The sequence below is a fragment of the Halomonas sp. KHS3 genome (assembly GCF_000830495.1).
Taxonomy (GTDB): Bacteria; Pseudomonadota; Gammaproteobacteria; order Pseudomonadales; family Halomonadaceae; genus Vreelandella; species Vreelandella titanicae.
The window spans coordinates 351650-369880 of the sequence record NZ_JWHY01000001.1; the positions used below are offsets into that span (position 1 = coordinate 351650).

The 18231-nt window shown below is 57.1% G+C and carries 17 protein-coding genes; 6 read left to right on the plus strand and 11 right to left on the minus strand.

All coding sequences use genetic code 11. The annotated features are described in order from the left end of the window. Nucleotides 1–15: 15 nt before the first annotated feature. The 4 genes from RO22_RS01675 to RO22_RS01690 all read left to right on the plus strand — a co-directional run bounded on the left by RO22_RS01675 (nucleotide 16) and on the right by RO22_RS01690 (nucleotide 2976). A complete protein-coding gene (locus RO22_RS01675; RefSeq protein ID WP_027958721.1) occupies nucleotides 16–1206 on the plus strand; it encodes an NAD(P)/FAD-dependent oxidoreductase in 1191 nt (396 codons plus the stop codon). 108 nt (nucleotides 1207–1314) lie between these two features. Continuing rightward, nucleotides 1315–1587 carry an HU family DNA-binding protein gene (locus RO22_RS01680; protein ID WP_007112276.1) on the plus strand — a complete coding sequence of 91 codons (273 nt, stop codon included), beginning with the start codon at nucleotides 1315–1317 and terminating at the stop codon, nucleotides 1585–1587. Beyond that, a complete protein-coding gene (locus RO22_RS01685) occupies nucleotides 1587–1943 on the plus strand; it encodes a hypothetical protein (protein WP_022521104.1) in 357 nt (118 codons plus the stop codon). Before RO22_RS01680 ends, RO22_RS01685 begins: the two co-directional genes overlap by 1 nt. A gap of 121 nt (nucleotides 1944–2064) precedes the next feature. Further along, the gene (locus RO22_RS01690; RefSeq protein ID WP_235270460.1) at nucleotides 2065–2976 is read left to right on the plus strand and encodes a LysR family transcriptional regulator; all 912 of its coding nucleotides are present in this window, start codon (nucleotides 2065–2067) and stop codon (nucleotides 2974–2976) included. Here the strand turns inward: RO22_RS01690 and RO22_RS01695 are convergent. The 5 genes from RO22_RS01695 to RO22_RS01715 form a co-directional block, all read right to left on the minus strand. Further along, entirely contained in the window at nucleotides 2955–4505 is a 1551-nt protein-coding gene (locus tag RO22_RS01695) for an aldehyde dehydrogenase family protein (RefSeq protein WP_022521102.1), read from the minus strand. The genes RO22_RS01690 and RO22_RS01695 overlap by 22 nt on opposite strands. Beyond that, nucleotides 4505–5407 (minus strand): NAD(P)-dependent oxidoreductase, encoded by a 903-nt coding sequence (locus RO22_RS01700; protein WP_041157426.1) that lies wholly within the window; start codon nucleotides 5405–5407, stop codon nucleotides 4505–4507. The genes RO22_RS01695 and RO22_RS01700 overlap by 1 nt, the downstream gene beginning before the upstream one ends. A 101-nt stretch (nucleotides 5408–5508) precedes the next feature. Continuing rightward, nucleotides 5509–6666, minus strand: coding sequence for a M20 aminoacylase family protein (locus tag RO22_RS01705; RefSeq protein WP_041157427.1), 1158 nt, complete (start codon nucleotides 6664–6666; stop codon nucleotides 5509–5511). Between the two features lie 10 nt (nucleotides 6667–6676). Then, the gene (locus RO22_RS01710; RefSeq protein WP_041157428.1) at nucleotides 6677–7171 is read right to left on the minus strand and encodes an ABC transporter ATP-binding protein; all 495 of its coding nucleotides are present in this window, start codon (nucleotides 7169–7171) and stop codon (nucleotides 6677–6679) included. Beyond that, the gene (locus tag RO22_RS01715; protein ID WP_041157429.1) at nucleotides 7158–7976 is read right to left on the minus strand and encodes a DUF3100 domain-containing protein; all 819 of its coding nucleotides are present in this window, start codon (nucleotides 7974–7976) and stop codon (nucleotides 7158–7160) included. The genes RO22_RS01710 and RO22_RS01715 overlap by 14 nt, the downstream gene beginning before the upstream one ends. A 171-nt stretch (nucleotides 7977–8147) precedes the next feature. Here RO22_RS01715 and yccS point away from each other — a divergent pair, with 171 nt between their 5' ends. Next, nucleotides 8148–10352, plus strand: coding sequence for a YccS family putative transporter (gene yccS / locus RO22_RS01720; protein ID WP_041157430.1), 2205 nt, complete (start codon nucleotides 8148–8150; stop codon nucleotides 10350–10352). Between the two features lie 9 nt (nucleotides 10353–10361). Here yccS and recG read toward each other — a convergent pair whose 3' ends face one another. After that, nucleotides 10362–12440 (minus strand): ATP-dependent DNA helicase RecG, encoded by a 2079-nt coding sequence (gene recG, locus RO22_RS01725; RefSeq protein WP_041157431.1) that lies wholly within the window; start codon nucleotides 12438–12440, stop codon nucleotides 10362–10364. Continuing rightward, the gene (locus tag RO22_RS01730) at nucleotides 12437–13366 is read right to left on the minus strand and encodes a hydrogen peroxide-inducible genes activator (RefSeq protein ID WP_022521096.1); all 930 of its coding nucleotides are present in this window, start codon (nucleotides 13364–13366) and stop codon (nucleotides 12437–12439) included. The genes recG and RO22_RS01730 overlap by 4 nt, the downstream gene beginning before the upstream one ends. Before the next feature lie 217 nt (nucleotides 13367–13583). On the opposite strand from RO22_RS01730, the gene RO22_RS01735 reads away from it, so the two are divergent. Continuing rightward, a complete protein-coding gene (locus RO22_RS01735; RefSeq protein ID WP_041157432.1) occupies nucleotides 13584–14465 on the plus strand; it encodes an SDR family oxidoreductase in 882 nt (293 codons plus the stop codon). On the opposite strand, the gene RO22_RS01740 is transcribed toward RO22_RS01735, so the two are convergent. The 4 genes from RO22_RS01740 to gmk form a co-directional block, all read right to left on the minus strand. Continuing rightward, nucleotides 14462–14851, minus strand: a complete 390-nt coding sequence (locus tag RO22_RS01740; protein ID WP_022521094.1) for a RidA family protein — start codon at nucleotides 14849–14851, stop codon at nucleotides 14462–14464. The two genes, RO22_RS01735 and RO22_RS01740, sit on opposite strands and share 4 nt — an antisense overlap. Nucleotides 14852–14948: 97 nt before the next feature. Continuing rightward, a complete protein-coding gene (locus RO22_RS01745) occupies nucleotides 14949–17093 on the minus strand; it encodes a RelA/SpoT family protein (RefSeq protein ID WP_041157433.1) in 2145 nt (714 codons plus the stop codon). A 32-nt stretch (nucleotides 17094–17125) separates the two neighbouring features. Next, nucleotides 17126–17383: a DNA-directed RNA polymerase subunit omega gene (gene rpoZ / locus RO22_RS01750; protein WP_007112267.1), complete on the minus strand. Its 258-nt coding sequence runs from the start codon at nucleotides 17381–17383 to the stop codon at nucleotides 17126–17128. Nucleotides 17384–17501: 118 nt separating this feature from the next. Beyond that, the gene (gene gmk, locus RO22_RS01755; protein WP_022521092.1) at nucleotides 17502–18134 is read right to left on the minus strand and encodes a guanylate kinase; all 633 of its coding nucleotides are present in this window, start codon (nucleotides 18132–18134) and stop codon (nucleotides 17502–17504) included. Nucleotides 18135–18231 lie beyond the last annotated feature (97 nt).

The window sequence follows — 18231 nt, forward strand, 5'->3', positions numbered from 1 at the left end:
TTTTTTGGTGTCTGCATGCCCGCCACCCAAACACAAAAAACGTCTTCTCACGCTGCGCTAGTGATTATTGGCACTGGAATGGCAGGGGTTGGCCTTGCCCGGGCGTTGCGCCGATTGGGCGACCAACGCTCAATCACGCTGGTGAGCGCTGACAGCGGCGATGATTACAGCAAGCCGTTGCTCTCCACCGGCTTCGCCAAGGGCCTCGCGCCCGAACAATTAGCCCAGCGCAGCGCTACTGACCTGGGCGAAGAGCTAAATGCCCAAATGGTTATCCACACCCAGGTAACCGCACTGGATGTGGATAACCAAACAATTCTGCTTGAAGACGGCATGGTGCTCGGCTACGACACACTGGTACTGGCCACTGGCGCTGCACCACGGGCGCCCTTCAGCATTGAGCCCAGCGTAGCCCCACGCTGCTTTACCATTAACGACCTGGATGACTACCGCCGCTTTCACACGGCGCTAGGCCATGGCCCTGCACGGATGGCGATTGTTGGCGCGGGGCTGGTCGGCTGTGAATTTGCCAACGACCTCCACGCTGGCGGCCATCGTGTCAGCCTCATTGCCCCAGAAGGAACCCTACTTCCTCGCTTGCTGCCACCGCCCTTAGGGAACGCCCTAGGCGATGCCTTTAGCGAAGCAGGTATCCATCTTCACCTTGCACGTTCGATTGATTCGATAGCGGCCGAAAGCGGCGAAGATATCGTATTACGTCTGGATAACGGCGACGCTGTCAGCGCTGATCTCGTGTTGATGGCAACCGGCCTTGCACCTCGCACAGCACTTGCCGAATCGGCTGGTTTAAACGTATCACCTGGCGGTATAGTCGTTGACCGCCAGTTGCGTACATCGCACCCCAATATCTACGCCCTAGGCGATGCAGCCTGCGTAGACGGTGTTAATGCCATGTACGTGCAGCCACTACAAGCCAGCGTTAAGGCGCTGGCGGCAACCCTTTCAGGCGCGCCCACGCCGGTTAGCTTCGGTGCTTGGCCGGTAGTGGTTAAAACGCCGCTGCTACCAGTGGTGGCCTACCCGCCAACGAACACGCCTGAGCACTGGCGAATTGAAGGCGAAGGCGGGGATATCAGTGCCTTGGCTGAAAATAAAGACGGTCGTTTGATTGGTTTTGCGTTGACAGGCGGCTGCGTGAGAAGGAAAGTGGAGCTTTCCAGAGCAGCACCTGCACTGCTAGGCTGATTTTCGTCGCGTTCACGACTAGGCTAGAGAAGTTAACCTAATCGGCTACGCACCCAACAACATGCATTTGTTTGATGTTTGATTTCTTTTAAAAAGGGGAGATTCCTTATGCGCAAACCTGAACTCGCTGCAGCCATCGCTGAAAGTGCCGACCTATCCAAAGATAAAGCTGGCCAAGTGCTGAACGTTATTCTGGATGAGATCACCAACAGCGTTGCTAAGGGCGAAGATGTCGCTTTGATTGGTTTTGGTACCTTCACGGTACGTGAGCGCGCAGCACGTACCGGCAAAAATCCGCAAACCGGTGCCCCGCTGCAGATTCCGGCCAGCAAAAACGTTGCCTTTAAGCCAGGCAAAGGACTTAAGGACGCCGTTTCTTAATGAAGCTCAAGCTGACGCTGTGGCTACTGGGCGTACTGCTCAAACGTGCCCTGCGCCGCAAGCCGCGCTTTCGTGAACAGTTAGAACGCATGCGCGGCCTGGACTGGGGGATTGCCACGGAAGATCTAAGTATTGCCCGCCACTACCGGATGACACCGAAAAGTATCAGTACCGGCAAAGGGCTGCCTGTGGACTTAGATCTTGAGCTACGCTTCCGTGATCAGAATACCGCCTTGAAAGTGCTCAAAAAGCCAACACAGCAGGCCTTTCTCGACGGCATGATAAACGGCGACGTGCGCTTAGTGGGTGATTCCGCCGATATGAATAAGCTGCAAAAACTACTCAAGTATTTGTAGCGGTTTACGATTGGCATAGGGTAACGGCTTAGATTAAATAAATTTAGGCTGAACAAGGTAGAGGTATAAAAGCTATCGATGGACATACCTCATCAACGCCTCGTTTACTTTCGCGTTACCCTTGAGTCTGGCTCCGTGCGCCGCGCAGCGGCGCGCAGCGGCGCGCTTGGATATTGCTCCCTCGGCGGTAAGCCGGCAAATTGCTTTGCTGGAAGAAGCCTTGGGAGCGACGCTTATGGAGCGTCAGCGCGACGGCATTTCGCCTACTCCGGTAGGCGAAATGCTGCTTGAGTACTGCGAGCGCCGCGGCGCCCTTGATGAAGGGTTTATTGCGTCACTTGAATCCTACCAACGCATGGAAACCGGCAAGATATCGCTTACCGTCGGAGAAGGGTTTGTCAGTGACCTAGTAGCCTCCCCACTGCATGAATTTACCCAACGCTATGCGGGCATTCAGCTCGATATCCATACCGCAGGCACCTCGGGCATTATTGACGCTGTTGTCGGCGATCACAGTCATATCGGCTTGATGTTCCATGAGCGTACCCATCCCCAGCTGCGTTTCTGGTCATCTACTCCTCAGCCACTCATGGCCATTCTGCCGCCCGACCACCCGTTAACCAGCCAAACGGCGCCGCTCACGCTTACCCAGCTTAGCGACCAGCCCATGGCCATGTGGGACACTACCCATGGGGTGCGTCAAATGGTTGACCAAGCCTTTCAGCAGTCGCGTATAGCCCCGCGCATGGCGATGAATACCAACTCAATGGTGATTCTGGCCCAATATGTGCGCAGCGGTATGGGGATTACACTGCTACCCGCCTTTGCCGTCGCCCACGATTTAGAGCTCGGCACGTTAGTGGCGCGCCCGGTAGATAATCCGCTTTTTCAGCGCTCCCAGGCCCACATGGTCACGCGGGTAGGCCGCCAACAGCCCAAGGCCAGCATTCTGCTGCTACGCCACCTGCAGCGCTGGATGCAGGCGTTTCGCGCCCCAGGCTCGGTAAGCGATCAACCAACACCACTGCCGTAACCGAACGCCACACTGGCTTCAGGGGCTGTTTCCACCCAGACGCTTTGCGGCACCGTATATTCGCGCAGGCCATCCAAGCCGCTGGAGCGACCGAAGCCGCTATCGCCAAAGCCACCAAACGGTGACATCACGCTGATCGCCTTATAGCTATTGATCCATACCGTACCAGCACGCAGTTGCCCAGCTACGCGATGCGCTCGCGCTACGTCCTGGCTCCAAACGGCGCCAGCCAAGCCAAAGCGGGTCTCGTTGGCGAGCTGAATGGCCTGATTTTCATTGTCAAAGGCCATGGCCACCAGCACCGGACCGAACACTTCTTGTTGAGCAATCTCCATATCCGGCGTGACATCGACCAGCACGGTAGGGGCGATAAAGTAGCCCTGAGCCTCGGTAGGTAATCCCTCTGGCCGTTTACCGCCCGTTAACAACGTTGCGCCAGCGGCTACCGCCGCGTCGATCATGCGTGTGACCTGCTCAAATTGGCGGTGATTCTGCAAAGGCCCCATGCGGGTCGCTTCATCGTTAGGCAGGCCCACCGAAATCTGTTCCGCCGCCCGCGCCAAACGGCTGGTGACTTGCTCAAACACCGGGCGCTCGATCAACAGCCGCGAGCCCGCCACACAGCTCTGGCCGGCGGCGGCAAAAATGGCCGCCTGGGCACCCGCGACAGCTTCATCCAGCTTGGCATCGGCAAACACAATATTGGCGGATTTGCCCCCCAGCTCTAACACGCTGGGCACCAACCTCCTCGCGCCCGCTTCAGCAATCATGCGACCACTCTGGGGAGAGCCCACGAACACCAGTTTGCTGATGGCAGGGTGGTCGGTCAGCGCTGCGCCGGTCGACTTGCCCAGCCCGTTGACGATATTGATCAGCCCTTTAGGAAGTCCGCCGCTTTCAAGTAGCTTGGCAATCACCACCGATGAAAAGGGCGTCAGTTCGGAAGGCTTTAGCACCACACCATTGCCCGCCGCAATGGCAGGGGCTAACTGCCAGGCACAGGTGAACATCGGGGCATTCCAGGGGGTAATCTGCCCCACCACGCCGTAAGGTACATGGCGCACATAGTTAAGATGCGAGGTAGGCACTGGAATCACTTCGCCATGCTGCTTGTCGCACCACCCCGCGTAGTACTCGAACATCTCGCGTACTTTGCCTACTTCAGCCCGGCAGTCACGAATCGGCTTACCGGCCACCACACTTTCCAGCTGAGCCAGCGCCTCTTCATGGCCCGCCAGGCCGCGTATGGCGGCATTCATGCGCCGTCCACGCTCGCTGGCGGTTAGCGCCATCCATTCGCGTTGGCCTCGCTGTGCCGCTTGGGTAGCACGCTTAATCAGTCCAGCACCCGCATCGCGATAGCTCACCAGCGTTTCGCCGGTGGCTGGATTGGTCAGGGTGATCACGTCCCCCTCTCCTGCCACTAAACCGCCATCAACCCAGTTGCTCAGCAGCGTGGTGGCCGTTAATCCAAAACCTTCGAGTAGCGTGGCAAGGTGATCTTGGGCATGTTGGCTAAGTGCGTTCATTACTGCTCCTCCGCCTGGCTGGCACGCGCTAATATCGGCGTGGTGATATGGTTAAAGTCATCGCTATCGGTTGGTTGTTCGGGGTTCGCGTGCCAGGCATCGACCACGGCTTGTAACAGCGGCGAGGGGATATCCAGTTGCTCAGCGGCATCCCGGGCCAAACGTAAATCCTTACGCATCAAACCGGTGGTAAAGCCTGAGTCGAAACGCTCACTCAACACCCACTCTGGGAAGTTCACCTCGCTGACCGCGCTGCGCCCCGAGCCACTGTTAAGGCCCGCCAAGCAGGCCGCGGGGTCAACGCCCGCCTTGACTGCCATAGCAACGGCTTCGGCGGTGGTTAACAAGTGCGCGGCACACAGGTAGTTATTGGCAAGCTTGACCACATGGCCGCTGCCCGGGCCGCCCACATGGGTACGCTTGGCCGACATGGCTTCCAGCATCGGCAATACCCGCTCAATGGTGGCGACATCGCCTCCTAACAGCATCCCTAGCTTGCCGCTGGCAGCGCCTTTCGGGCCGCCGCTGACCGGGGCATCCAACCATAGAAGGCCCGCTGCGGTTACTTTTTCGGCCAGTTCACGCGTCACGGCGGGGTCACTGGTGGAGGTATCGACAATCACGCTACCTTTCGGCGCAAGGTCAAGCAGGCCTGGCGATTGCTCGATCACCTCACGCACATGGGCAGAGGTGGGCAACGACAGCAGGTAAACGTCGCTAGCGGGTAATTCTTCGGGAGCCACAACGGTTAGTCCTTGAGCAGCAAGACACGATCGCGCTTGCTCAAATACATCGCTACCCGTTACTTCAAACCCTGCTGCTTTGAGGGTGAGCGCCATATTGCCGCCCATCTGCCCCAAACCAATGACGGTAATCGATAAAGGGGTGGTGACTAAAGACATAGTAAAGCTCCTTTAAACGTCATGAAGACGCTATGTTCCGGGTAGACGCTCCCCTACCCAGAGGGCATCAGAGAGCGAATAACGTGTATTAAGTCAGGAATTTAGACGAGTAACGCCCTTACCAGCTCCACCCAGTAGCGCGTGCCCAGCGGCAGCAAAGCGTCGTTAAAGTCATAGCGGGGGTTATGCAGCGAAGCGGACTCCTCGCCATTGCCCATCCAGATATAGGCACCTGGGCGCTCGGCCAGCAGGAACGAGAAATCCTCAGAGGCCATACTGGGCGGCGGGTTGCGCACCACATTGTCGCTGCCGAGTAAGCTTTCCAGCACCGAGGCGCAGTGCTGGGCATGTTCAGGGGTATTGATAGTGGCGGGATAGCAGCGCTGGTAATCCAGCTCAACGGTTAAGCCGTGAAACTCTGCCAAGCTGGCAATCGCCTGCTTAAAGCGTGCCTCCAAGTGCTCTTTAAGCGCCATATCAAAACAGCGCAGCGTGCCGCGAAGCGCCACCTGTTCGGGAATCACATTGAAGGTATCCCCCGCGTTAATACTGGTAATACTCAGCACGGCAGATTTGTCTGGCGGCGTTTCGCGGCTCACCAGCCCTTGCAGTTGGCTGATCAGTTGGCAGCTCGCCAACACCGTATCAGTACCTAAATGGGGCATCGCCGCATGGCAGCCCTTGCCAGTCAGCGTCAGGCTAAAGATATCGAAGGCGGCCATGACGTCGGTATCGTGCACCGCGGCTACGCCTACGGGCAGACCCGGCCAGTTATGCAAGCCGTACACGGCATCCATGGGAAAGCGCTCAAACAGGCCCTCTTCAACCATCACCCGCCCGCCGCCTGCGTTCTCTTCGGCGGGTTGAAAGATGAACACCACCCGGCCTTTGAAATCCGGCTGCTGCTTTAACGCCCAGGCAGCGCCCAACAGCATGGTGGTGTGTCCATCGTGGCCACAAGCGTGCATTTTGCCCGGCGTTTGCGACGCGTAGGCAAGCGCAGTCTCTTCACGAATATCCAAGGCGTCGATATCGGCCCGCAGGCCGATGGTTTTACCTTCACCTTGTTGACCATCCAACGCGGCTACCACACCCGTTCCGGCAATCCCGGTGGTTACCTCAAAGCCCCACTCAGTCAGCAGCTCGGCAATGCGTGCGCTGGTGCGGTGCTCTTCAAAAGCCGTTTCCGGGTGCTGGTGAAAATCATGGCGCCACGCTTTTAGTTCTGCGTGATCCGGTAAGTCTACTGAAGCAGTCATCGTCTTATCCTTAAAGCATCACATGGGCGACAACAGCAGAGCCAATAAAGGTACCGGTAAAGACCAGCAGGGCCACAATCACCAGCTTCCAGCCAGTCTGCTTGAACATGGCAAACTCACGACCGGTAAGCGCCAGCCCTGCGTAGGCCAATACCGGCGTGACCACTGCCAGGAAATCCACCTCGGCCAACCGTGCGATGATCCACCCATTACCCGGGAAGAACGGCAGCGTCGCGATAATACTCACCAGCGACACCCAGGCCACGCTGGGCAGGTAAAAAGGGCAAAACCGCCCAACCACCAAGCCGATAATGACCATGGCATACAGAATCAACATGCCGGGCAGCGCATCTAATAAAGGTGAACCGTTGACGATATTGCTAAACCACGCCGCCACACAGACTGCTGCCAGTACCAACGCGGTTTTACCCAGCTGATTTTCCGGGCGTAGCTCTTTTAACGCCTCAGCATCGAACTGATCGATTGGGCTCTCATGAGTTTTCATGGCTAACCTCCTGGCACGAGCCTTTTAAGCGCTTGTACATCCACTCGGTGATCGGTAGCGCGATAAATAGTGAGATATACAGACCGGTGGCGTAGGTAAGCAGGTTGCTTGCCCCGGCAAAGGCGAGTAGTTCGTCTTTGGATGCGGGTACCGCTTCGGCTAAAGCTGCTGAACACGCTGCCACCATACTGCCACTGCCCACCCCGCAGGCCATGGCCAAAGCACGAATATCGAGAATATCCAGCGAGGCGATATAGCCCGCCATTAAGGCGAAGTAGAGCGTACCGAACATGGTGCCCACTACGTAAACGCCCATAATGCCGATACCTTCAGGACTTCTCAGCCCGTAACGATCTGAAATAATGGCAATATTGGGCTCACGGGCGATAGAGTAAGTGGCACCGATCGCTTCACGTCCCATTTTGAGGACTAATACTGCAAAGGGGAGCGCTATGAGCATGGTGCCCAGATTACCCAATTCCTGGAGAATCAGTGCAGGGCCGGCGGCGATGATCTGCTCGATCGCTGGGCCAATGGTGGAACCGAATTTGGCGATAAACGGCAGGATGGCGATTAGAATAATCGGGCCAGCCGCATTGCTGACCGGCTTGGGAATGACTTTGCCCATTGCCGAAAAAAGATGAGGGTTGAACAGAACGCCAATCACAAAGGCATAGAGCAGCGGTAATAACAACAGTGTTCCAGGCCCGAGGGGGATGCGTACGATGCCGACCCACTCGGCAAACATCGACGTCACAATCACCGTAAGGTGAAGACGCCAGTCCAGCAGCAGTTTGATATCCATAGGAGTGTCCCTGTTTTTTTTAGAGTCACTCCGAGTATCGAAAGGTTACTGTTTCAATCATAGGGCTTTAGTGCGCTATTTTTTAGAACACCCAAACGTTGAGTGCTGAGTAGCGACATCCAACGCCTACGCATTTATACTAAAGTCTAACAACCATCTATAAGAGCTTTTATGCCCCTATCTTTGCCGCTACGGCGCCTTTGGACTCTCGATAAATTCGCCTACAGCCTGCGCGTTTTTATAGCGTTCAGCGGTGCGTTGCTATTTAGCGGCTTAATGGGCGATGTAGCGCTGGTCATTCCGCTTTTCCTCGGCATTATCGCCTGCGCGCTGTCTGAAACTGACGATAGCTGGCAAGGCCGTCTTCAAGCGCTGCTGGTAACGCTAGTGTGTTTTACGTCAGCGTCCTTTATCGTGCAGTGGCTATTTCCCTGGCCGTGGCTATTTGTAGTGGGCCTGGGGCTTTCGACCTTTTGCCTGATTATGCTCGGAGCAATCGGACAGCGTTATGCCACCATCGCTTCCGGCACGCTAATACTCTCGATCTACTCGATGATCAACATCGAGCAGCACGGCGGGGTGGATGAAGACGTGGCGGCGCGCCAACTGCTGCTGTTGGCTGGAGCGGTGTGGTATGGGCTAATTTCGGTGGTGTGGTGCGCACTGTTTTCGCGCCAACCGGTCAAGCAGAGCATGGCACGGGTGTACAAAGCGCTGGGTGAGTTTCTGATACTGAAATCGGCGCTGTTTGAACCGGTGCGCGGTGTCGATGTGGAAGCCCGCCGGGTGGCCTTGGCGCGCCAGAACGGCAAAGTCGTCGCTGCGCTCAATCAAGCCAAAGAGATGATTTTTAGGCGACTGGAAGGCCAGCGCGGCGACCAAAAACTCAACCGCTACCTACGCATCTACTTTATTGCCCAGGATATTCACGAACGCGCCAGCTCCACCCATTACCCCTACAGTGCGCTCAGCAAAGCCTTTTTCCACCATGATGTGCTGTTTCGCTGCCAGCGGCTACTGGATCAACAGGGGCGCTCCTGCCGTCAGCTAGCCAAATCGCTGCTACTCAATAGGCCGTTTGATCATCAGCAGAGCGAAGAGGCGCTGGCCGACCTGCACGCCTCGATTGAGAACCTGCGCGGCCGTGGCAAGCCCGAGTGGCGCCCACTGCTTTACCCATTGAGCGCGCTGGCAGAGAACCTGGCCACCCTGGAAAATCAACTCGCCAGCGCCCACAACCCCGGCGTCAGCGATGAGCGGCGCGACAGTTCGCTGTATGACCGCTCGCCGTCGAGTCTGCAGGAAGCGTGGAAGCGGGTGCGCCTAAACTTTACTCTCGGCTCCCCCACTTTTCGCCATGCAGTGCGGCTCTCCATTGCCCTCACGACCGGCTATGGGCTGATGCAGTGGATCGACCCCGAGCAGGGCTTTTGGATTCTGCTGACCACGCTGTTTGTTTGCCGACCCAACTTTGCCACCACGCGGCGGTTTTTGTCACAGCGGATTATGGGCACGATATTGGGCCTGACAGTAGGGTGGGCGTCGATCAGCCTCTTTCCGCACCCGCTGGTGCAGAGCATGATCGCCGTGGCCGCGGGGGTGTCCTTCTTCGCCAACCGCGAAAAGCACTATGTAATCGCTACTGCCTCTATCACCCTGCTCGTGCTGTGCAGCTTCAACCAGGTAGGCGACGGCTATAACCTGATCCTACCGCGGCTGCTCGATACCCTGCTTGGCTCACTCATCGCCGGCTTAGCGGTATTTTTTATTCTACCCGACTGGCAGGGTCGCAGGCTTTATCGCGAAGCCGCCAACGCGCTCAATAACCACCGCCGCTACCTGGAGGAGATTATCCACCAGTACGAGGAGGGCAAGCAGGATGACTTGGCCTATCGCCTGGCGCGGCGCAATGCCCATAACGCCGATGCAGCGCTCTCCACCCTGCTCACCAATATGCTCCATGAGCCGGGGCATTACAGGAAACTGGACGCGGACAACGGGCTGCGCTTTCTGGTGCTCTCCAATACCCTACTCAGCCACCTCTCTGCACTGGGCGCCCATCGCCACCAGTTGGCAGACGATGAAGACGATGCCACGCTAGTGCCGGTAGCAAAACGTATTGGTGAGCTGCTGGGACAAATCGCCGAGCGATTAAACCAGCGCCAGCCGGTTGAGCCACTAGCGGATCAAGCTGCCGAGTTATTAGCCCAGCTAGAAGAGAAAAGTGCGCTATCCGCAGATGAAAAAGCCGTCACGCTCTACCGCCCTATCCAAAGCCAGCTACGCCTTATTACCGAGCAGCTCGCCCCGCTGGGTGAAGCTGCGAATCGTCTGGTGGGAAGTGAAGAGCATACGCCAAGTACCGCTAGCGTCTAACCAAGCTAACTACACCTGCCCATAGCGCCCTGCCGCCTCGCCAAGCCAGCGGCGCACCAGGACAGCGGTAACCTCTGGGCTGCCCTGCAGCGTTTGGGCCATGGCCGTTACCCGCTCTAGCAGGTCGGCATCGCGCTCCAGGTCGGCGATTTTCATCTGCGCAAGGCCGGTTTGGCGGGTGCCGAGCACTTCACCGGGGCCGCGGATTTCCAGGTCTTTCTCGGCAATGCGGAAGCCGTCGGTGGTTTCGCGCATGACCGCCAAACGTTGGCGGGAGCTTTTCGACAGCGGCGGATGGTAGAGCAGCACACAGAAGCTTTCCGTGCTGCCACGCCCTACCCGGCCGCGTAGCTGGTGCAGTTGGGAAAGCCCCAGACGCTCGGGGTTTTCGATAATCATCAGGCTGGCATTGGGTACATCTACCCCCACCTCTATCACCGTGGTAGCCACCAGCAAATCCAGCTCCCCCGCTTTGAAGGCGGTCATCACCTCGGCTTTCTCGCTCGACTTCATGCGCCCGTGAACCAAGCCCACCGCCAACTCGGGCAACGCTATGGTTAGCTCATCGCGGGTAACCTCGGCCGCCTGGCACTGCAACGCCTCGGATTCATCAATCAGCGTGCACACCCAATACGCCTGACGACCTTCGCTGCAGGCCAGCCGAATACGCTCAACCACTTCAGGGCGGCGTTCGTCGGGCACTACCACGGTTTTTACTGGCGTACGGCCAGGGGGTAGCTCGTCGATCACCGAGACATCCAGATCCGCGTAGGCGCTCATGGCCAAAGTGCGGGGAATCGGCGTGGCGGTCATGATCAACTGGTGCGGGGTTAGCCCGCCCGCTTCGCCTTTCTCACGCAGCGCTAAGCGTTGATGCACGCCAAAGCGGTGCTGTTCGTCAATGATCGCCAGCCCTAAACACTGGAAGTGTACGTCGTCCTGAAACAGCGCGTGGGTGCCCACCACCATCCGCGCACGCCCGTCGGCAATCGCCGCCTTGGCATCCAACCGTGCTTTGCCTTTGAGCTTGCCCGCCAGCCACGCCACTTCGATGCCCAATGGTTCAAACCAAGCTTTAAACGAGCGGTAGTGCTGCTCGGCGAGGATCTCGGTCGGCGCCATGATCGCCGCCTGGCAGTTGCCCGCCAGAGCGCTCAGCGCGGCCATGGCGGCGACCACGGTTTTTCCCGAGCCAACATCGCCCTGGATCAGCCGCAGCATCGGCGCTGGGCGACTTAAATCGTGGCTAATCTCCTCCAACACGCGGCGCTGGGCGCCGGTCAGTGCAAACGGCAGTTGGGCCAAAAAGCGTGCCTGTAGGCTGCGCCCAGAGGGAAGTGTGGGCGCGCCATCCGCCTGAATACGCAGGCGAACTTCACGCAGGCTTAGTTGGTGGGCGAGCAGCTCTTCCAGCGCCAGCCGCCGAGTGGCCGGGTGCTGGCCACTGGTCAACTGCTCTATATTCACATCGGGAGGCGGCTGGTGCAGCAAGTGCAGGCTGGCGTGTAGGCCTGGCAACTGAAAGCGTTGAAGCAGGGCATCGGGTATTACATCGGGCAAGGCCTCGGGGGCGCTGTCCAGTAAACCGAGCGCCTGCTGAGCCAGAGCACGCAGCCGCGGCTGGTTCAACCCTTCGGTGGTGGGATAAATAGGCGTGAAATACTCCTCCACCGGGGTCTCACTACCGCCACTGAGCCGGTATTCCGGGTGGTAGATCTCTAAACCGGTCGCCCCAGCCCGCGCTTCGCCAAAGGCGCGCACGGTCGCACCTGGGCGCATCTGTTGCTGCTGGGCCGGTGAGAAGTGGAAAAACCGCAGACTCAAAATACCGCTAGCATCACGCAGGCGCACCAGCAGGCTGCGGCGGCGCCCTTTGACTACGTCGCAAGCGGTCACTTCGCCCTCTATCACCGCCTCCTGACCTGCACGCAGCAGGCCAATAGGCGTAAGCCGCGTGCGATCCTGATAGCGCAGCGGCAGGTGGAACAACAGGTCGCTTACCTGCTCGATACCCAATCGACCCAGTTTCAGCGCCAGCGCTTCGCCTACGCCCTTCAGCGCGGTGATGGGCGCGGAAAGATCACTCATAGGGCGCTTTTCACGGCTTTAGTAGGTTGGCGGCAGTGGCTGATCGCTTGAATCAGCGCCTCAATAGCCTTAGGACGGGGAAAGCTCGCCCGCCAGGCGATCGCCACGGTGCGCGACGGCGCTGGCTCCACAAATGGCCGACTGGCCAGCATGGCATTTTCATACTGGTCGGTGCCCAGCGCAGACTGCGGCAGCACCGTAATACCTAATCGAGAGGCCACCATATGGCGAATGGTTTCCAGCGACCCGCCTTCGGCGATCAGCGTATTGTTGGGGCTGTTGAGTTTTTGGGTAATCGCCGGGCAGGCTTCCAGAATTTGATCGCGAAAACAGTGTCCTTCGCCGAGCAGCAGCAGGCGCTCTTCGAGTAAGTCCTCTTTATTGATCGCTTCCCGCTCGACCCATGGGTGGTTAGCGGGAATGAGAACTTCAAAGGCTTCGTCGTAGATTGGCTTGGTGACCACATCGGTTTCAGTAAACGGCAATGCCACAATAATCACATCCAGCTCACCGCTTCTTAGCTTGGCGCGCAGCGTACCGGTCATGCCCTCTTCAATATAAAGAGGCATTTGCGGGGCCGCGTTCGCCAGGGCAGGCACTAGATGGGGAAACAGGTAGGGCCCAATGGTGTAAATCGCCCCAATGCGCAGCGGGTTGGCCAACTGATCTTTACCCGCACTGGCGAGCTCAAAAATCAGGCTGCTCTGCTCCAGCACACGCTGGGCCTGGGCGACGATTTTTTCACCCAGCGGGGTAACCTGGACGGTGGACTTGGAACGCTCAAAGAGCGGCGTTTCGAGCTCTTCTTCCAGCTTTTTCACCGCCACCGAGAGCGTGGGCTGTGAAACGTGGCAGCGTTCCGCCGCACGGCCAAAGTGACGCTCCTGGGCAAGGGTTACGATGTAGCGAAGTTCTGTTAAAGTCATAGCGGTGCCAGTGGCATCCTCTCGTAGCAGCTCGTGACTAGGGCTTGTATGAAAAAAGTGATGTATGCAAGGCCTTGCATCATGACAGTCAGCGAGACGGAAAAGGACAAGCAAGCTCTGCCGTCGGTCTTCTCAACCGACAATATCTCGGTTCAATGTCATCGTTGGTAGAGACTTTGCATCTAATAGGGAATATTAATCAAGAGGAGTGAGCACGGTGAAGCTAACCGTACTGATTATCGGCTGTGGCGATTTAGGGATCAACCTTGGGCGCGAGCTGCTTGAGGAAGGGCACCAAGTGATTGGCCTACGCCGCAACGTGGAAGCCTTAAAAGACACCGGTATCAAACCGCTGGCGTTAGACCTGGATAGCCTTGAAGAGGCCGATGCCAAAAGCCTGCCCCAGGCTGACTATGTGGTCTACACCGTCAGCGCTGACCGTTTCGAAGAGAGCGCGTATCAAAGCGCCTATCCGGAAGGTTTAAAGCGCGTGCTGAGCGTGATGGAGCAGCACAAAACGCCTCCACGTAGGGTGTTTTTCGTCTCTTCAACTAGCGTGCATGGCCAGCAGGAGGGCGAGGTCGTTAACGAAGAGAGCCCCACCGACCCCACTAGCTTCTCTGGCACCCTAATGTGCGAGGCTGAGCAGGCGCTGATCAATCACCCCCTGCCGGGCACGGTGATTCGCTTTTCCGGCATTTACGGCCCTGGCCGCGATCGACTGATTCATCAGGTTGCTGAAGGCCGCGTGGCTGCGATCACTCCTGTGGTCTACTCCAATCGCATCCACCGCGACGACTGCACAGGTATTATTGCCCACCTGATTCGCTATCAGGAGCGCGGTGAGACGCTGGATGATATCTACCTGGGCAGCGACTGCGAACCGGTCACCATGCATAACGTAATGATGTGGCTGGCCGAGCAGTTAAAAGTAGAGGCCACAGAGACCATGCAGTCCCCTTTACGTCGGCGAACGAGCAAACGCTGCGATAACCAGCGCATATTGAGCACTGGTTATCAGTTCCGCTTTCCTAGCTACCGCGAAGGCTATGCACAGGTACTCAAAGAGGGCGGCTTTCTAGAGCTAAACAAAGCCTAGTCACCGATAACCATCACCGCTTCCGCTTCCACCTGGCTGCCTTTGGGTAGTGCTTTGACGCCAACGGCGGCGCGGGCGGGGAAAGGAGCGGTGAAGAACTCCTCCATGACTTGGTTAACAATCGCAAAGTTATCCAAGTCCACCAGGTACAGATTCAGCTTCACGATATCGCTTAGCGAGCCCGCCGCTTCTTCGCACACTGCCTGAAGGTTGGTGAAAACTTGGCGTGCCTGAGCTTCGAAATCCTCAGACACAATCGCCATGGTCGCGGGATCCAGCGGGATCTGGCCAGAGAGATAAACCGTGTTGCCCGCTTTAATGGCCTGGGAGTAAGGACCAATAGCCGCGGGGGCTTTGCTGGTGTTGATAACGGCCTTATTGCTCATACGTTGTTTCGCTCCTGTAATGGGTAACACTTAATTATTTGATACTGAAAAATAGCGATCGCTGCCGATTTATATCAGCCTGTTGTTATGTATAGTATTAATTAGCGAGTCGGGTAATTTTGCCAACGTTGGGAAGGTTACGGATGCGTTTAATGATGCGTGCCAGATGCACACGACCTTTCACCGACAGCGTCAGATTGACGGTGGAAAGGTGGGCATCGCGCTCTTCAATACCAATCCGCTCAATATTGGCATCGGCATCGGTGACCAGCCCGGCAAGCTCTGCGACTAGCCCACGACGGCTCTCAATTTCGATACGCAGCGCGACCGGGAAATCTTCATCAATGGTGTCCGACCACTCCAGCGCGAAGAGCTTATCAGGGTCATTTTTATCGGCGAAGTTCTTATCCACCACGTTTTTACACTCAGCGCGATGCACCACCAACCCTTTGCCTGTGGAAAGGTGGCCCACCACGGGGTCGCCTGGTAGCGGATGGCAGCAGCGCGCAAAGTTAATCACCATGCCTTCGCTGCCGCTGATCATGACGGCTTTGCTACCCTCCCCGCCTACAGGGTGCTCATAGCTTTCGCCATGCGCCGCAGCCACTAGGCGGCGTGCCACCACGTGGGTCATGCGGTTGCCCATCCCGAGCGACTCCAACAGAGCATCCTCAGAAGAGACATCCAACTCTTTGAAGGCGCGCTTAAGGGCGCTCTCATCCAGTTCTTCCAGGCTGGTATCGAATGGCGCCAGGGCTTTATTGAGCAACCGTCGTCCCAGCATGACCGCTTCGGTCTGCTGCTGATATTTAAGCGCGTGACGGATTGCCGAACGCGCCTTTGCGGTGGTCACAAAATTTAGCCAGGTAATATTGGGCTTCGCACCGGGGGCGGTGATAATTTCCAACGTCTGACCACTTTCTAAGCGCGTCGAGAGCGGCGCCAAATGGCGATCAATGCGGCAAGCGATACAGTTATTGCCGATATCCGTGTGCACGGTGTAGGCGAAGTCGATTACGGTAGCGCCCTGGGGCAGCTCCATAATATCGCCTTTAGGTGTGAACACGTAGATATCGTCGGGGAACAGGTCGTTTTTAACGTGCTCGATAAACTCCAGCGAGTCGCCAGCGTGGCGCTGCATTTCCAGCAGGCCCTTAACCCAGGCGCGAGCACGTGCATGGCTGCCCTCGGCAATCGGATGGGAAGTCTGCCCCGCTTTATAAAGCCAGTGGGCAGCGATACCGTTATTGGCCATGGCCTCCATTTCACGGGTGCGTATCTGCACCTCAATGGGCATACCGCGGGAACCAAACAAGGTGGTATGCAGGCTCTGGTAACCGTTAGCTTTGGGAATCGCAATGTAGTCTTTAAAGCGCCCCGGTACCGGCTTATAGAGGTTATGCACCACGCCTAGAATACGGTAGCAGCTGGCCACATCTTCGGTAATGATGCGAAAGCCAAACACATCCATAATTTCGACAAAGGGCTTACGCTGGTCGCGCATTTTTTTATAGATCGACAGCAGGTGCTTTTGGCGTCCAATGACGGTGCCATTAAGCCCGTCATCGTCCAGGCTTTTTTGCAGGGAGGACTGTATTTCGCGCATAGCACTACGCCGGTGCCCCCGCGCTTTAGCAACCGCACGCTTGATGCGCTCCGAGCGCATGGGGTGAATCGCCTGAAAGGAGAGATCCTCAAGCTCGATACGAATCGTATTGATACCCAGCCGCCCGGCAATTCGCGCGTAAATTTCCAACGTTTCACGGGCGATGCGACGCTTTTTATCTGGGCGTAGGGCGCCCAGGGTGCGCATGTTATGCAACCGGTCAGCCAGCTTGACGATGATAACGCGAATATCCCGCGACATCGCCAGCACCATCTTCTGAAAATTTTCCGCCTGGGCGACGGCTTTGTCTTCAAAGGTGATTTGGGTAAGTTTGGATACCCCATCTACCAGCTCTGCTACCGGCTTGCCAAACTGAGCCTCCAGGGCTTTTTTGGATACGCCGGTGTCTTCGATAACGTCGTGCAGCATGGCGGCCATCAGGCTTTGATGATCCATGTGCATATTGGCAAGAATATTCGCTACCGCCAGTGGGTGGGTAACGTACGGCTCGCCGGAACGCCGCCGCTGGCCGTCGTGGGCCTGCTCAGCATAGTAAAAGGCGCGTTTGACCTGCTGGATCTCATCCGAGGGTAAATAGCCGCCGAGTCTATCGGCCAGGTCATCAATGGTGAACATCTACCGCGCCTCTATCGGTTTCGTTGAAAACGTTAGTCGTCGATATGAGTAGGCGCCATAGCCGGGCGCGGACGAACAGCGGCTTCAACGGGCTCGTCCAGTACAGTGTGATCGACCAGGCCTGCGGCAATTTCACGCAGCGCCATCACCGTAGGTTTATCATTTTCCCAAGGAAGCAGAGCATCGCGGGAGCCGCGCGCCAGCTGGCGAGCGCGCTGAGTGGAAATCATCACCAGCTTGAAACGGTTTTCAACATTTTCAAGACAATCTTCAACGGTTACGCGAGCCATGGGAGCCTTCCTGTTATGACGGAACCGGGCCGACACCGTAGAGAACGGCGCCGACCCAGTGAAAAAATGGTGCGACAAAAATAGTGCAACGCAATAGAAAGTAGTAGAACCGTATAGATTACTCGACCGTAGGCGTCTGTGACAAGAGCGCAGCCAACAGCGGCGCGTGGCGCTCGGTCATTACCGGGCGACTTAAGCGACGGCTGATCACCAGTGACTGTAACTCCTGCAGCGCCGTGGTGAAGTCATCATTAACGACGAGGTAATCATATTCGTGGTAATGGGACATTTCACTCACCGCATCGCGCATCCGCCGGGCAATCACCGCATGCTCATCGGTGCCACGGCTAGCAAGACGTCGCTCCAGCTCCTCGCGGGAGGGCGGTAGAATAAAAATCGACACTGCATCAGGCATTTGTGTGCGTACCTGCTGAGCGCCCTGCCAGTCGATTTCCAGAATGACGTCCTGACCTGCCGCTAGCAATACCTCTACTGCCTGGCGCGAGGTGCCGTAGTAATTATCAAATACTTTGGCATACTCGAAGAACTCACCCTGCGCGATCATCGCTTCAAACTCGGCTACATCGGTGAAATGATAATTGACGCCATTCACCTCACCCTCGCGCTTGGCACGCGTAGTGTGCGACACCGACACTTGAATCCCATCCAGGCTTTCGATTAGCTCGCGCACCAAGCTAGTCTTGCCAGCACCTGAGGGGGCAGAAACGATAAACAGCGTACCTTGGGACATGAAGTACTTTCCCTTCAGTTAGCAAAATAAGTAGCGAAAAACGTAGTAAACGCAAGTAAAGCGACTGCAGCAGAGCAGCAAGGCTGCGCAGTATCGC